Origin of the sequence: Massilia sp. DWR3-1-1, from assembly GCF_049898325.1 — a bacterium.
Classification (GTDB): Bacteria; Pseudomonadota; Gammaproteobacteria; order Burkholderiales; family Burkholderiaceae_D; genus JAFCUW01.
In genome coordinates this window covers 1-15405 of record NZ_JAFCXL010000001.1, presented here as the reverse complement: position 1 = coordinate 15405, position 15405 = coordinate 1, and the positions used below count along the sequence as shown (strand labels likewise).

At 65.4% G+C, this 15405-nt stretch carries 14 protein-coding genes and 1 pseudogene; 9 read left to right on the top strand and 6 right to left on the bottom strand.

What is annotated here, in order from left to right; translation table 11 throughout:
- Window positions 1-12: 12 nt before the first annotated feature.
- From ACP7EY_RS00075 to ACP7EY_RS00055, 5 genes are all read left to right on the top strand, one after another.
- Window positions 13-654 (top strand): LysE/ArgO family amino acid transporter, encoded by a 642-nt coding sequence (locus tag ACP7EY_RS00075; protein ID WP_426189195.1) that lies wholly within the window; start codon window positions 13-15, stop codon window positions 652-654.
- Between the two features lie 212 nt (window positions 655-866).
- On the top strand, window positions 867-1721 hold the full coding sequence (locus ACP7EY_RS00070) for a DUF3494 domain-containing protein (protein WP_426189194.1): 855 nt from the start codon (window positions 867-869) through the stop codon (window positions 1719-1721).
- A gap of 171 nt (window positions 1722-1892) precedes the next feature.
- Window positions 1893-3425 (top strand): CHAD domain-containing protein, encoded by a 1533-nt coding sequence (locus ACP7EY_RS00065; protein WP_426189192.1) that lies wholly within the window; start codon window positions 1893-1895, stop codon window positions 3423-3425.
- 160 nt (window positions 3426-3585) lie between these two features.
- A complete protein-coding gene (locus ACP7EY_RS00060; protein ID WP_426189190.1) occupies window positions 3586-6291 on the top strand; it encodes a bifunctional diguanylate cyclase/phosphodiesterase in 2706 nt (901 codons plus the stop codon).
- A gap of 333 nt (window positions 6292-6624) precedes the next feature.
- Window positions 6625-8901 carry a TonB-dependent receptor gene (locus ACP7EY_RS00055; protein ID WP_426189188.1) on the top strand — a complete coding sequence of 759 codons (2277 nt, stop codon included), beginning with the start codon at window positions 6625-6627 and terminating at the stop codon, window positions 8899-8901.
- On the opposite strand, the gene ACP7EY_RS00050 is transcribed toward ACP7EY_RS00055, so the two are convergent.
- The gene (locus ACP7EY_RS00050; protein ID WP_426189186.1) at window positions 8898-9098 is read right to left on the bottom strand and encodes a hypothetical protein; all 201 of its coding nucleotides are present in this window, start codon (window positions 9096-9098) and stop codon (window positions 8898-8900) included. The genes ACP7EY_RS00055 and ACP7EY_RS00050 overlap by 4 nt on opposite strands.
- On the opposite strand from ACP7EY_RS00050, the gene ACP7EY_RS00045 reads away from it, so the two are divergent.
- Window positions 9097-9483, top strand: coding sequence for a hypothetical protein (locus ACP7EY_RS00045; protein WP_426189185.1), 387 nt, complete (start codon window positions 9097-9099; stop codon window positions 9481-9483). The genes ACP7EY_RS00050 and ACP7EY_RS00045 overlap by 2 nt on opposite strands.
- Here ACP7EY_RS00045 and ACP7EY_RS00040 read toward each other — a convergent pair.
- Window positions 9414-10337, bottom strand: coding sequence for a CysB family HTH-type transcriptional regulator (locus ACP7EY_RS00040; RefSeq protein WP_426189183.1), 924 nt, complete (start codon window positions 10335-10337; stop codon window positions 9414-9416). The genes ACP7EY_RS00045 and ACP7EY_RS00040 overlap by 70 nt on opposite strands.
- A 343-nt stretch (window positions 10338-10680) precedes the next feature.
- Between ACP7EY_RS00040 and ACP7EY_RS00035 the strand changes: the two genes are divergently transcribed.
- The 3 genes from ACP7EY_RS00035 (at window position 10681) to ACP7EY_RS00025 (ending at window position 12037) form a co-directional block, all read left to right on the top strand.
- Window positions 10681-10851, top strand: a complete 171-nt coding sequence (locus ACP7EY_RS00035; RefSeq protein WP_426189181.1) for a hypothetical protein — start codon at window positions 10681-10683, stop codon at window positions 10849-10851.
- A gap of 10 nt (window positions 10852-10861) precedes the next feature.
- A complete protein-coding gene (locus ACP7EY_RS00030) occupies window positions 10862-11257 on the top strand; it encodes a hypothetical protein (RefSeq protein ID WP_426189179.1) in 396 nt (131 codons plus the stop codon).
- Window positions 11258-11626: 369 nt separating this feature from the next.
- Complete coding sequence (locus tag ACP7EY_RS00025) at window positions 11627-12037, top strand: hypothetical protein (protein ID WP_426190046.1); 411 nt, start codon at window positions 11627-11629, stop codon at window positions 12035-12037.
- A gap of 119 nt (window positions 12038-12156) precedes the next feature.
- Here ACP7EY_RS00025 and ACP7EY_RS00020 read toward each other — a convergent pair.
- The 4 genes and pseudogenes from ACP7EY_RS00020 to ACP7EY_RS00005 form a co-directional block, all read right to left on the bottom strand.
- A pseudogene (locus ACP7EY_RS00020) lies at window positions 12157-12477 on the bottom strand (carboxylesterase family protein); the annotation flags it as partial.
- 100 nt (window positions 12478-12577) lie between these two features.
- Window positions 12578-13912 (bottom strand): hypothetical protein, encoded by a 1335-nt coding sequence (locus ACP7EY_RS00015; protein WP_426189178.1) that lies wholly within the window; start codon window positions 13910-13912, stop codon window positions 12578-12580.
- A gap of 76 nt (window positions 13913-13988) precedes the next feature.
- Window positions 13989-14246, bottom strand: a complete 258-nt coding sequence (locus ACP7EY_RS00010) for a hypothetical protein (RefSeq protein WP_426189176.1) — start codon at window positions 14244-14246, stop codon at window positions 13989-13991.
- 359 nt (window positions 14247-14605) lie between these two features.
- Window positions 14606-14902, bottom strand: coding sequence for a hypothetical protein (locus tag ACP7EY_RS00005; RefSeq protein WP_426189174.1), 297 nt, complete (start codon window positions 14900-14902; stop codon window positions 14606-14608).
- Window positions 14903-15405: the final 503 nt, after the last annotated feature.

Below are 15405 nucleotides of genomic sequence, written 5' to 3'. Positions count from 1 at the left end.
CAAGATGGCGCCATGACACCTTCCATGCCCACCTTGCCCCTCCTTGCCGTGTTCTCGCACGGCCTGTTCCTCAGCCTTGGCCTGATCGTCGCCATCGGTGCCCAGAACGCCTTCGTGCTGCGCCAGGGCTTGCGCCGCGAGCACGTGGGCGCCATCGTGCTGTTCTGCGCCATCGCCGACGGCGTGCTGATCACGGCGGGCGTGTTCGGCATGGCCCGCCTCCTGGGCCGGCATGGCGCGCTGGCGTCGGCGCTGGCGCTGGTGGGCGCGCTCTTTCTTGCCTCGTATGGCTACCAGGCCCTGCGCCGCGCGCGCCGGCCGCAGCAACTGACGGCGAGCGCCGCCGGCGTCGGCCTGGGGCGCGGCGCCGCCCTGGCCCAGGCGGCGGCGTTTACATTGCTCAATCCCCACGTCTACCTCGATACGGTTTTGCTGATCGGCAGCATCGGCGCGCAGCAACCGGCGCCCGTGCAAGGCTGGTTTGTGGCCGGCGCCTGCGCCGCCAGCATCACCTGGTTCAGCCTGCTTGGCTACGGCGCGCGCGCGCTGGCGCCGTGGTTCGCCCACCCGCGCGCCTGGCAGTTGCTCGACGGCCTGATCGGGTTGAGCATGTTCGTGCTGTCGGGCTTGCTGCTGCGGCACGTGCTGGCGTAAGCGCGCCGGGGCCAGTCGCGCCCGATATTTATAACTGGAAATATTATATTGCCGGTTTTATTTACATTATTCTCGAAGGTTATATTTAGTTGATTCTATTTTTTATATTAATCAAGCACTTAGATTGCTAGCATATTTCTTGCTTATTCAATTTGAATTCAAGTCATTATCGAAAGATATTTACTTCCGTACATAATTAATGAGTATATGCAATGAAATTACTGATCCACTGCTTGCCCTGCACCACCGCCTTGTTATTGTGCATGGCAATGCCTGCGCCCGCGCTGGCCGCGCCCATCCTGGCCAGCGCCCAATCGTTCAGTGTGCTCGCCGGCGCTGCCGTCAGCAGTACCGGCGCCACCGCCATCAACGGTGCGGTGGGCGTCGCCCCCGGCACGGCCCTGACGGGACTGGTCCTGTCGAGCATCGACGGCACGGTCCATGGCGGCGACGCGCTGGCCCTGCAAGCGCAGGCCGACGCCGACGCCGCCAGCGGCTTACTGGCGGGACTGGCATTTACCCGCGACCTGAGCGGGCAGGACCTGGGCGGCCTGACCCTCACCTCGGGCATCTTCCTGCTGTCCTCGTTCGCCCAGCTGACCGGCACGCTGGTCCTCGATGCGCAGCACCAGGCCAACGCCCTGTTCGTGTTTCAGATCGGCACGACGCTGACCACCTCGACCGCGTCGATGGTGGAAATCATCAACGGCGGCGCCGACACGGGGGTGTTCTTTGACGTGGGCACTTCGGCCACGCTGGGGGCAGGGACGATTTTTGCGGGAAATATCATCGCCGCCCAAAGTGTCACGCTCAACGTCGGCGCCAGTGTGTTGTGCGGGCGCGTGATTGCGCGCCATGCCGCCATCAGCCTCGACAACAACCTGATCTCGAACGACTGCGCCGACGGCGGCGCGTTTGGCCTGGGCCGCACCGATTTCGGCAGCGCCGGCTTCAGCGGCAACGCCGTGGCCACCACGCCACCGGCCAGTGTGCCCGAGCCCAGCAGCCTGGGCCTGGTGATGGCGGCCTTGCTGGGGCTGGGCTACCGGCGCGCCCGGCCAGCCTGAGCGGACGCGCCGCTGGGTGGCCCCCCCGTCGCCGGTCCCCTCATTGCGCGGCCTGATTGCACGCCGTTTGCGTGCGCGCAAACGGCGCGCCATTGTCGTCATCGGCGCCGCACTTTGTCGCGCGGGCCCGGTCGAACCAGGACACGACGCGGCTTGGCCGACGGGGGCAGCATGGAAATCGAACTCAAATTACTGGTTGACGCACAATTCGAAGAGGCCGTCTTGCGGCATCCTTTGCTCAGTTCGCCAGACGGCGTCCAGGCGCGCGAACTGGACCAGCAGGACACCTATTTCGACACCCCCGAACTCAAACTGCGCAAGCGCCATATCGGCTTGCGCATCAGGCGCAGCCGGGGCCGCTGGATCCAGAATATCAAGGGCAATGGCAGCGCAGCCGGGGGCTTGCACAGCCGTCAAGAATGGGAGCGCTCCGTTGCCGGGCCCGTACCCGAGCTCGACCATTTGCGCGCGCTGATCGACGACAAGGCGGTGCGGCGCGACCTGGGCCGGGCGCCCGCGCTGAAAAAACGCCTGGCGCCCGTGTTCGCCACCAAGGTCCGGCGCACCGCCTGGGAAGTGCAATTGCGCAACGGCGGCCAGGTCGAATGCGCGCTCGATCGGGGCACGCTCGAATGCGGCGACAAAACCATCCCCATCAGCGAACTCGAACTGGAGCTCAAATCCGGTGACGCGGGCCAGTTGTTCGACCTGGCGCTGGCACTGCAGAACGACATCCCCGTGCGCGTTGGCCAGGACAGCAAGGCCGACCGGGGCTACGCCTTGCTGCAGGCGCAGGCGGAAGGCGCCGTCAAGGCGACCCGGCCGGCCCTGTCGCGCAGCATGACGACCGAGCAGGCGTTTGTCGACATCGCCGCCAGCTGCCTGGCCCACATCCAGGGCAACGATCAGCGGGTGGCCGAAGGCATCGACGTGGAAAGCCTGCACCAGATGCGGGTCGGCATGCGGCGCCTGCGTTCGGCCGTGAGCATGTTCAACGGCCTGCTCCACTTGCCGGCCGACCTGCAGGCGGAGCTCGACTGGCTTGCCGCCGAACTGGGCGAGGCGCGCGACTGGGACGTGCTGTCCGGCTCGACCTTGCCGGCGCTGGCCCGGCAGGCAGCCGACACGGTCCATATCGACAACGTGCAGCAGACGGCGGACGACGAAGCCGAAGCGCAGCGCCGGCGCACGGCCGCCGCGGTCGCCTCACCGCGCTACACCCGCCTGGTGCTGGGCCTGGGCCGCTGGGTGCACGCCATGGGCTGGCGCGACGACCAGGACAACACCCACGCTGGCAAGCTGGCCCAACCGGTCGTGCGTTTCGCCCGCGACGTGCTCAGGCGCGATCAAAAACGGCTGCGCCAGCGCGCCCGCAATCTGGCCACCGCCACGCCGGAAATGCGGCACCGCTTGCGGATCGCGGCGAAAAAAACACGTTACGCCACGGAGTTTTTCGGCGCCCTGTTTGCGCCAGGCACCGTGCGGCCTTACCTGCAAGGCTTGACGCACTTGCAGGACGAGCTGGGCTTGCTCAACGACTACGCCGTCGCCGAGCAGCTGCTGACGGGCTTGTCCACCGCCCACCCCCAGCTCGAGGGCGATGTCGGCTTCGTCAAGGGCTTCCTGGCCGCGCACATGCACCGCAACGACAAAAAAGTCGTCCGCTTGTGGAAGCAGTTTGCGCCGCTGGCGCCGCCCTGTTGATGGCGCAACAAGAGAGTGGGCAGACCGGCGCCGGCCGCACCGGCGGCGCGGCCCATGTCATGCGCCTGTAGCATTGCGTGCCCATAATTGCTGTAATTCAACATCCCGCCTGCGCGGGCGGGTTCCAGGCGCGCGACGACTGTCCTTACTCTTGCCACCCATGCCCACCTTCAAGTCGATCAATCTGTTTCACCGCCTGTTCTGGCCCGTGCTGGCGCTGCTCGTTTGCGCCGTGATGTGGTACTTCACCTTGTCACGCGGCGACACCGAGCTCGTTCGCGCGGAGCAGGTGGTCCAGCGCGAAGCGGCTGCCCTGGCCGAAGCCTACGAGCAGTACATCACCCGCTCGGTGGGGCAGATGGACCAGATCACCATGCAGCTCAAGCATAGCGCCGAGCACGCCGACAGCCCGCACCTGCTCGAGCGGCTCAAGCGCGACGGCATGTTCACCGATGAAGCCTTCGTCGCCGTCAGCATCATCGGCGCCGATGGCGTGCTGCGCTCATCGACCCAGGACAACCCCACGGCCATCAACCTGGCCAGCACGGGGTTTTTTATCGACCACCGCAACAATATATCGAGTGCGCTGCGCATCGGCGCGGTGCCGCCCGAGCTGTCGCTGCGCCACGACGCCCTGCTGTTTACGCGCCGGCTCGACACCAGCAGCGACGAGTTCGCCGGCGTGGTGCTGATGGCGGTCAATGCCCGCTACTTCACCGGCTTCGTCGGCGCCGACACCCTGGGCGCGCGCGGCATGGTGGCCATGGCCGCGCGCGATGGTGGCCTGCGCGTGGAACAGCGTGGCGACGGCGCCGCCCGCGTGCCGTCGGCCGCCGTCTCCCTGCTGCCCGTCGATGACGCCCTCTGGTCGGCCGACCGGGGCGTGCGCCTGGCGCCGGCGCAGGGCGAGGGCGCGTTCAGCGATGGTGTCGCCCGCGTGCTGGCCTGGCGCCACTCCTCGGCCTATCCGCTCGTCGCGCTGGTCGGCCTGGGACGTGACGACGCCCTGGCGGCGGTGCACCAGTCGTCGCGCGACGGCCGCGCGACGGCCATGCTCAGTAGTGTGCTGCTGTTCGTGCTGGCGGTGCTGGCAAGCGTGCTGGCGGCGCGCGCGGCGGCCCGCATGCGGGAGCAGGAAGAAGTGCGCAGCGCCTACCGCACGGCCACCGAAAGCGCCAACGACGGCTTTTACATGGTCGCCGCCGTGCGCGACCGCCACGGCATCATCCTCGACTTCGAGATCGTCGATTGCAACGAGCGGGGCGCTTTTTTCTATGGCATGCCGCGCACCGATTTGCTGGGCCGGCGCCTGTCCCATATCGACCGCGGCCGCTTCGGCGACGACCTCGTGGGCACCTACCGCGAAGCGATGGAGAACGGCTTCTACGAAGACGACCGGCGCATGCCGACCGACAACCGGCTCAATATCCGCTGGGGCCACCGGCGCCTGGTGCGGGTCGGTAACGGCCTGGCCGTGACGTTGCAGGATGTCAGCGAGCGCAAGGCCCACGAGGCCGAGCTGGAGCGCCTGGCCAACGAGGACAGCCTGACCGGCTTGCGCAATCGCCACTGGTTCCTGGGCTATATCGAAGCGGCCATCGCCCTCGCGCGCACGGACGAGGTCGAATTTGCCGTGCTGTTCATCGACCTCGACGACTTCAAGCATGTCAACGACACCCAGGGCCACGCCGTGGGCGATCAGTTACTCAAGGCGGTGGCCCGTCGCCTGGGGGCGCTGCTGCGCCCGGGCGACCATGTGGTGCGTTTCGGCGGCGACGAGTTCATCGTCCTGCTCGCCCCCACCGGCGGCGACCTGCAGATCGCCGCCGTCGCCGGCCGCATCGTCGACGCCCTGTCGGCGCCGTTTTCGATTGCCGACGACGTGCAGGTGGTGGGCGCCTCGATTGGCATCAGCGTGTTCCCCCGCGACGGCGGCGATGCCGGCACCCTGATCAAGCACAGCGACATCGCCATGTATGCCGGCAAGAGCGAAGGCAAGGGGCAGTTCCGCTTCTTCGATCCGGCCCTGTCGGCCACCATCAAGACCCGGGCCCGCCTGAAGCACGGTTTGCTGGCGGCAATTTCCGAGGACCAGTTCCTGCTGTACTACCAGCCCAGGGTTGACACGCACACGGGCGAACTGGTCAGCATGGAAGCACTGCTGCGCTGGCGCCATCCGCTGCTGGGCATGGTGGCGCCGGGCGACTTCATTCCATTGGCCGAGCAGAGCGGCTTGATCCTGCCGATCGGCGCCATGGTGATCGACAAGGCCTGTGCCCAGCTGGCCGCCTGGCGCGCCGCCGGCCACGCCCCGGTGCCCGTCTCGATCAACGTCTCGCCCAGCCAGTTCCAGCGCGGCGGCGTGCGCCAGCAACTCGAAGACGCCCTGCAGCGCCACCGTGTGGCGCCGGACCTGCTCGAAGTGGAAATCACCGAATCGGCCATGATAGGCGACCAGGACGCCATCGTCGCCGAACTGGCCGCCATCCGCGCACTGGGCATCAAGCTGCACATCGACGATTTCGGCACCGGCTATTCGTCCCTGTCGCAGTTGCAGCGCCTGAAAATGGATGTGCTCAAGGTCGACCGCGCCTTCACCGCCGCGTTGGGCACCTCGCGCGAAGGCAAGGTGTTTTTCCGCGCCATCGTCTCGATGGCGCACGCGCTGGGCATGGCGGTGGTGGCAGAAGGCGTCGAAACTGCCGCCCAGCTCAAGATCTTGCAACAACTGGGCTGCAACGAGGTGCAGGGGTATTTCGTGGCGCGGCCGATGCCGGCCGACGACATCGCACCACTACTGACGCGGCGCTACCTGTTTGCCACACCGGCCCTGGTGCCCGAGCTGGTCGTACCGGCCCAGCCGTGACGGGGGCGGTGCGGCGCGCCATGCGCCGCGCCGCAGGGGCAAAAAAAAAGCCAGCCGTAATGGCTGGCAAAAAAGGGAGTTCGAGGAGAACACACGTTTAGAGCCCTGATCATAGCGGCCTTCGATGACGGGGTGATGACAGCGCGGACGTAAAGTGTCGTGGCTGTTTTGCTAAAGACACAATTGTCAAGCCATTTGGCCGCTCACGCCGACTACTCAAAATAACAACAGCGCCTTTCCCCGCAATGTTGATCTTGTTATGCTGCATAGCAGTATTCCCATCGGTGCCGGCGCCAGCCGCGCGTTGCCCTCGTCATATCACAGGATTCGATAATGAAAAAACCTCACGGACTCCGTCTCGCCAGCCCCAGCGCGCTGTGCCTGGCAATTGCTGCTGCTTTCCCCATGCATGCCGCCCTGGCGCAGGAAACCACGGGGGCCGACGCACGCCCGTCCGCCGGCCAGCTTGAGACCGTGATCGTGACCGCCCAACGCCGTTCGGAAAACATCAAGGATGTGCCGATGTCGATCACCACGCTCAAGGGCGAAAAGCTCGACACCCTGGTCGCCGGCGGCCAGGACATCCGCTTCCTGTCGAGCCGCGCGCCCAGCCTGTCCGTTGAATCGGACTACGGCCGCTCGTTCCCCCGCTTTTATATTCGCGGCCAGGGCAATACCGATTTCGATTTGAACGCCTCGCAGCCGGTCGGCCTCGTGGTGGACGATATCGTCCAGGAAAGCCCGATGCTCAAGGGCTTTCCCGTGTTCGACGTCGACCAGGTCGAAGTGCTGCGCGGCCCGCAGGGCACCTTGTTCGGCCGCAATTCGCCGGCCGGCGTGATCAAGTTCGATTCGGCCAAGCCCGTCTTCAAGACCGAGGGCTATGCCACGGTTGGCCTGGGCAACTACGGCGCCAAGAATGCCGAGGGCGCCTATAACGTGCCGCTGAGCGACACCGTCGCCCTGCGCGTGTCGCTGCAGTCGCAAAACCGCGACGACCGCGTGCACAATTCCCGTCCTACCGGCACCCGCGACTTCGAAGGCTACAAGGACAACGCGGGCCGCGTACAACTGCTGGTCCAGCCGAGCAAGGCCTTCAGCGCCTTGTTCAACCTGCATGCGCGCGACCTCGACAACAACGCCACCCTGTTCCGCGCCAATATCATCAAAAAGGGCAGCAACGAACTGGTCGACGGTTTTGATTACGGCAGCTATCCCACCGATGGCGTCAACCTGCAAACCCTGAAAACCAAGGGCGGCAGCCTGCGCCTGCGCTGGAACCTCGACAACGTCACCCTGCACTCGATCACCGGCTACGAAAAGGCGGAGTTCTACAGCCGCGCCGACGTCGACGGCGGCTACGGCGCCGTGTACGCGCAGCCGATGGGGCCGGGCTTCATTCCGTTTGTCGTCGAAACAGCCGACCTGTTGCCGAACCACAAGCAGCTGACCCAGGAATTCCGCGCCGAATCGAACATCGCCGGCCCCCTGCAGTGGATTGGCGGCCTGTTCTATTTCAAGGAAAACATCCAGATCGACAGCATCAGCTTCAACTCGCTCGCGCCTGGCAATCCGCAAAGCCCGTTCTACGCCACCCAGACCCAGGACGCCAAGTCGTGGGCCGCGTTTGGCTCGCTCAACTACACCGTCAGCGAGCAGCTCAAATTGCGTGGCGGCGTGCGTTACACCAAGGACAGCAAGGATTTCTCCGCCAAGCGGGTCGAAGCGACCACGGCCGGTCCATTCCTGATCAGCAAGGATTCGAACAACGTCAGCTGGGACCTGTCCGGTACCTACGCCCTGGCGGCCGACACCAACCTGTTCGCCCGCATTGCCACCGGCTACCGCGCACCGAGTGTCCAGGGTCGCCTGAACGGCCTGGCCGACCGGCCGTCGGTCGCCAACGCCGAGAAGGCGCTGTCATATGAAGCGGGCATCAAGCAGGACCTGTTCGACAAGCGCGCGCGCCTGTCGGCCAGCGTCTACCAGTACCGCGTCAAGGACAAGCAGTTGACCGCCGGCAGTGGCGTGATCAATATGAACCAGCTGATCAACGCCGAGAAAGTCACCGGCCAGGGCGTCGAGCTCGATTTCCAGGCCAACCTGTCGGACTCGCTGCGCCTGACCCTGGGCGGCAGCTACAACGACACCGAGATCAAGGACAGCAAGCTGTTCGTGCAACAGTGCGGCAACTTCGCCAACACCGCCGGCGTGGCCGGATGCACGGTCACCAATGCGGCTGGTCCGTTCGCCGGCACCGTGCTGATCAATGGCAACCCCTTGCCGCGCGCGCCCAAATGGCAGGGCAATGTCACGCTGCGTTACAGCGTCCCGCTGGCCAACGGCGAGTTCTTCGCGCTGACCGACTGGGCTTACCGCAGCACCTACAATATGTTCCTGTACGAAGCGAAGGAATACAAGGCCAAGTCCATGCTCGAAGGTGGCTTGCGCCTTGGCTACAAGTGGGCCGATTCGAAGTATGAAGTGGCAGCCTTCGCGCGCAACATCACCGACCGCGTGCAGGTGGTGGGGGCGATCGATTTCGACAACCTGACCGGTATCCTCAACGAGCCGCGCACCCTGGGCGCGCAGTTCAAGGTCAATTTCTAAGACTTGCCACGGGCACGCCGGTAACGGCGTTCCCTCGCGATCATCGCCAGCACCGGCAACGGTGCCTGGCGATTTTTTTTGGCGCTTTCACCGTTGCCGTGAAAGCGCCATTTTTTTGCGGCGTTTGCCCCCTTCTGCGCTGCGGCGCCGCCTGAGGCATGCTGGCGATTCCCATCACTGAGCAAGCAGGCCGCCATGCGCTCCACCGCACTGTTTCACCTGGCATTTCCCGTCCACGACCTCGATGCCGCCCGCCGCTTCTACGGCGGCCTGATCGGTTGTGCGGAAGGGCGCAGTTCGGCCCACTGGATCGACTTCGACTTCTTTGGTCACCAGCGGCTGGCGCACCTGGCGCCGGACGAGTGCGACCACGTCGCCACCAGCACCGTCGACGGCCACCAGGTGCCGGCCCGCCCACCATCGGCGTCGCCGGGCTGCCGGGCAGTTGAACGGGCGGGCCGGCATGTACGGGGCGCGGCAAGCGGCCACCACGTGAGCGGCGGCGTGGCCGCTCACGCCGGCGGCGTCGTCGCCAGCGGATCGAGTTTCAGTCCCGGCGCGAACATGTCAATGAAGCGGTAGGCGAAGGCGGGCAGGAAGCTGCCATTGCGCACGCCCAGCGAGGTGGTGCAACTGCCGAACAAATCGCCTTGCGTTTCCAGCACCACCAGGCCATCGCGCTCGGTCTCCTCGAGTGCCATCTCGGCCACGATGCCCACCCCGAGGCCGCGCCGCACATACGTCTTGATGACGTCGGCGTCCATGGCCGTCAGGCGCAAGTCGGGCGTCAGGCCGGCCTGGCTGAAGGCGGCATCGACGCATTTGCGGCCGGTGAACTGCTCGTTGTAGGTCACCAGGGGATAGGCGGCGATGTCTTCCAGCGTGGCCGGCGCCTGCGCCAGCAGCGGATGGCCGGCCGGCACCACCACCTGGTGGCGCCAGCTGAAGCAGGAATACGCACGCACGTCGGCGGCGTCGTTGAGCGCTTCGCTGGCGATGCCGATATCGGCCTCGCCATTGCAGATCATCGCGCTGATCTGGCGCGGCGTGCCCTGGTGCAGTTCCAGGCGCACTTTCGGGAACACGCGGTTGAACTCCTCGATCACCTTGGGCAGGGTGTAGCGCGCCTGGGTATGGGTGGCGGCGATCACCAGGCGGCCGCTGTCGACGTCGGCATACTGGCTGGCGTAGCGCCGCAGGTTTTCCGTCTCCTGCAGGATGCGATGGACGATCTGCACGGCGCCATCGCCCGCCCGCGTCACCGAGGTAAGCCGCTTGCCGGAGCGGACGAACAGCTCGATGCCCAGTTCGTCCTCGAGGTCCTTGATTTGCTTGCTCACGCCCGACTGCGAGGTGTACAGCACCGCCGCCACCTCGGTGAGGTTCAGATTGTTGCGTACCGCTTCGCGAACAAAGCGCAATTGCTGAAAATTCATTTGATACTCCGTGGATGCGCATGACCGCCAACCGCGCCGGCAGCTTGCGCAGCGCACCATCATAAGTATTCGTGACGACATCGCAACGAATCGTTCCAACTATGGATATCCATACTTTGTTCGCCGCCCAGGCACGGCGCCGCGCGCGGGACAGCATCGGCAGGTGGAGGCGATGACCTGCTGCGCCACTGCCTGCAAAGCATATATCGCCGTCGCGGGAATGGTTCGCAGTTTTGATTGTTTGTACGCCGCCCCGCTGGCCGGTACCTTGCAAGGCTCCATCGACATTGCGGCAGACGCAGGAAGGCAGGGCATGGCTGCAGGCAGGAAAATGAACATCGGCATGAACAGACTGGGACCGGGCCACCACGCCAGCATCGGCGCCGACCATCTTTCGCAGGGCCGCCGGGTGCCCCTCGACCTGCGCCACTCGGCCGTCACCTTGCGCAGCGCCGACGATTATCCCAACGGCACCGCGTGCGGCGTCGCCGCGGCACCGGGAGCACGGCCGTGAAGGGGGCGCCATGAGGCCGTCGAGCGCCTTGCGCATCGGCCGCCTCGACGCCCTGTTGACGGCGCTGCAGACGCGCGACATGACGCAGGCCGAGGCAGCCACCCTGCTGCAGTGTTCGGCCACCTGCGCGCGCGGCTACGTGAGCGAGCTGGTGGCGGCCGACCTGATCGTGCTGGCGCGCGGCCCGGGACCACGGCGCATCCCCAAACCGCGCTATCGGCTCGACGCCGACCCGTGCGCCCACGCGTCCTATCTGGCCTTGCTGCGCGCCCGCGCCGGCCTTGACCTTGCCCCGCCGGCGCCGGCAGCGCCGAGCATGCCGCTGGTGGGGCGGCGCGATCCGCTGGTGGCGGCGTTATTCGGCACACCGCGCCACGGCGCCGCGCAGGCCTCGGCGATGGCCTGACCCCCGGCGCCGTGCCGGCTGGCCCCGCGCTGCTCCCTCCTCTTGCGGGCCGTGGCAGCGAGGATGCCCAAGGCGCCGAGCGCTCCACTGTCCCTGTATTGACACGCTTATAAGGCCACATGGCGGCCGTATAATCTTGTTCGCGTTGCATGTTCTCCCTTCTTTGTTAGAATTCACTGTAATTTCCTGTAACAATAACGGTGTCATTGGTTGGTAATATCGACCACGTTGGTCGAGAGCGGCGCGGGCAGCCGCAGGCCGTGGAACGCGAGTGGGGGCGACCTGCGCAGGGTCGTCGCGCGGGCGGCACGGTGGCGGAAAACGCGTGCCGACACAGGCGAACCGGCCGGGAGACTGTGACAATATTTCATGAATAAATCGAAAAACACCGACACACCCGTGTCGAGGGAGCGAAGCGGATTTACCGGTCGATTGTCCGACGCGTTCATTGCCGCTGGCTACCCGGATATCGGCGCCACCGGCGCGGCGCGCATGTTCAACGAGCGCTCCCCGGTCAACGTCACCACGCATGCCGTGCGCAAGTGGCTGCGCGGCGACTGCATCCCGTCGCAGCCCCATATCCAGACGCTCGCCTGCTGGTTGCTGTGCGACCCCGGCTGGCTGCGCTACGGCCAGCCGGGCGACCCGGTGCAATTCGATCCGTCGGCGGACCTCCAGGACGCCGTTCTCGTCAATGAACTAGCCTCGCTCGATGCCGATACCAGGGCGCTGGTGTATGACTTTGTTGCATTGCTTCTGAAAAATAGGAAAGCCAGGTAGTCAGGCTGGCAGGGCACGCCATCGCGCCACCGGCGGCCAGCAGGGCGCTGTTCATGAAGCCGAGCGCGCCCGGCCGGTAGTTGATGGTGATGACGATGATGTCGCCCTCGCGCCAGGGCGCTGCCGTCATGGTCGTTGGCGCCGCCGCTGGTGGCGCCACCGCCGTGCACATACACCAGCATCGCGCGCGGCGCGCGCGCCGGCGTCGATGGCCGGTAGACGTTGAGGAACAGGCAGTCCTCCGGCTCATGGCGGGCGGCCAGGCCGGTCGCGCTTTGGGGACAGCGCGGCGCCGGTACCGTGCCGTCGTGCACGCGGTTCGCAGGCAGGGGGGCCGGCGCCGCCGGCAGCGACCAGCGCGCCGCGCCGGTCGGCGCATCGCCGTAGTGCAGGCCCAGAAAGCGGTCGACGCCCTCGCTGCGCAGACCGCTGACGGCCACCGACGACCATGGCACCAGCGGCCGCTGCGCTGCGCCGTGCCGGCCGGGCAGGCCAGCGACAGCGATGCCAGCAGCGCGGCGGCGAGCACCTGCGCGTCCCTCATGGCGCCAGCGCCGGCTTGCGCCGTGCGGGAACGCGCGTCTCGAGGGGACGCGGCACGTAGCCGGGATTGAAGTGACATGGCTCGCCGTAGGTCGGGCTAAACCGCTCGCAGGCGCTGGCCAGCGCCGCCGGCGTGGGGCGTCGGCCCTGCTCGATCCAGTCCATCAGCGCGTGCAGGACGGTCGCATATTCGGGCGTGGCCAGCTTGCTGTGCTCACGCTCGTTGCTGAAGCTTTGCACCAGCAGGTCGTCGGCGCCGGCCTTGCGCACGGTGTCGCGAAATGCCGCCTGCACTTCCACGTACACGGTGGGATCGTCGATGCCGTGCAGGGTCAGGGTGGGCACTTCCAGCTTGCCGCTGAGATCGCTATCGAAGGCCAGCCGGCGCAGTCCCTCCGGCGAGGCGGCAAAGCGCGCCACGCCCGCGTTGAGCGCCATGTCGTCATCGGAGCCGCGGTAGCTGACGCCGATATTGCTGAACGGGTTCAGGCCGCCCAGCATGCGCATGGTCAGATCGCGGAAGTGGCCGGTGGCCCAGTTCAGGTGGCCGGCCAGCGCCGGTTCGGCGATGCCGCTCACGGCAACCAGGTTGCGCAGGGCCGCCTGCTGCTGCGCCGAGCGGGCGGCGGGCGCCAGCTTGACGCCCGTGCAGGCGTTCAGGCGCGCCTCGACCTCTTTCGCGCTGGTGGGGTGCTCGAGCGCCAGGCCCTGCCACAGGGGATAGGCAGGCTCGCCGGCGGCCGGCAGATTGTTGCAGTAATACTGGTACAGGGCGCGCAGGTCGGCGCGGAAATCGTAGGCGCGCGAGCCGCCCGAGACGATCGCGCTGGTCAACAGCACGCCGTCGTAGTTGAGGGTGCCGGCGCTGTCGCGCGCATACAGTTCGGCCGCCTTGGCCGCCACATTGCCGCCCCACGACTGGCCGTGCAAGATGGTGCGCCGGGGGCGCCCGAACGCACTCCAGAATGCCTGGCGCGCCAAGTCGGTGTCTTCGGCGGCATCGCGCACGCCCAGGCCCGCATGGCGGTAGCTCGAACCGGTCCAGGCAAAGCCTTCGCGCACCATCACCGCGAAGCGCTTCAGGTCGGCCAGCGCGTCGTCCGGCGTCGGGGTTTTGAGGCTGGGGCCGCCGTGGCTGTGGACCACCAGCACGCCGTTCCAGGCCGGCGGAATCACGCTCGTGTAGAACGCGCCGTGCGCGTCCTGGCCGCTGTAGCAGCGCGACTGGGCCGGCACGAAGTCCGGACAGGGCTGCGCCTGCCGGGCCTGGGCCGGCGCGGCCAGGCCCAGCGTCAGGGCCAGCGCTGCGCCAGCGCTGAGCAAGTCAAACATGGTCTACTCCTGAAAAAAACCGGCCACGTCATGCGCGGCCAGGCCAAGGGATCCATCGACAAACCAGCAGCGAAGGCTAAACGGTCTTGCTCAGGTTCAGGTACAGATAACGGCCATATAAATTGTAAAGGCCACCGTTATACCCGCTCTGGGCCGTCGGCGGCAACTTGTTGAACAGATTGCGTCCGCCGATCTTGCTGCGCGCATCCTTGAGCACGCCGCCGTCGAGCTGGTACTGCAATTGGCCGCTCCACAAGTTCAGCGCTTCTTCATGCCACCTCTGGCCATTGCTGCTGAAACATCCCGTGTCGCGCACCGAAACGATGTAGTTCATCGACCCGCCCAGCGGCCACGCACGCGAGTCGGCGGAAATGGCATACGAAGACAGCAGGCCGGTGGCTAAGTGTCTATTGCCGTAGGTTGGAGTCGCCGCTTGCCGGTGCGCCGCTGCGACGCCTGGCAAGCGATGGCGGGCCTTCATATATATATATGACTTGCCTCGTCTTCGCATGGCTCGCCATGCGTCATCCTCGCGCCTTGCCCTCGGCTGCCATTCATCGCGTACGCGCACGTCGCCTACGCGCACGTCGCCTACGCGCATGTCGCAATCCGCTTCCTCCTACCTACCGGGATAGGTTCTAAGTCGAAGCCGTCCTTGCGCCCTTTCAGGCCGACCAGGTAGCGAGTCCAATGCTAAAAAAGCAAGAAGCCGGCAATCAGCGACATGGTGGGAACGGTGCCGCGAAATACCCCATTCTTGAAGAATGCGGTATTTGCGTTAAAGAAATTCGGGTCCAGTTGTGATGGCATGTCCGATATGCCGGACGTGTGAACGAATACCACGCCGATAATTAACAGCGGACGAAGCAGCGCAATCCGTTTCGACACATCCTCTTGAAGAAGGCCGATGCGTTCTCTGGGCATAAAATACCGTCTTTTCTTGTTGATGCAGGGCAATTTCGCAGCATATGTGTAGCGGGAAGGGCTCATGACACATGCGCTTGCACGGAAATAATATAGTTGAAAATGCTCACTAATCTCCCGTAAAACAATTATTTTTCCAACAATAAATGTGTCATCTTTTGCGTTTAAATATGACATCAATATATTAAATAATGAATCGAATTCAGTATTCTACTTAAAGTAAATTTTTGTCAACTTTGGCGTACTCGTGGCGCGCGCTGGCCGATGCAGGGGCGGGCGCTTGCGAGGCCGCGATGGGGCAAGCGTTGCGGGACGGGGCCATCAAGGAAGGCGAATGTTGCTTATGGATGTAGCGTATTTTTGGTGCTTTCATCGTTACCGTGAAAGCCCATTAGCGTAAGCACGCACCATCCAAGCCCACCCCGCGATGGGTTCGAGGCGAGCGCCGGGTCCGACCCCTCGTTTCGGCGCTTGTATCAGGCGTTAGCCGGTGGCGCGCTCTGTCCGGGCCACTGACCGATCACTTTGAGTTGCCGGATCCAGCGCGGTGCATTTTTCCTGGCACTCAT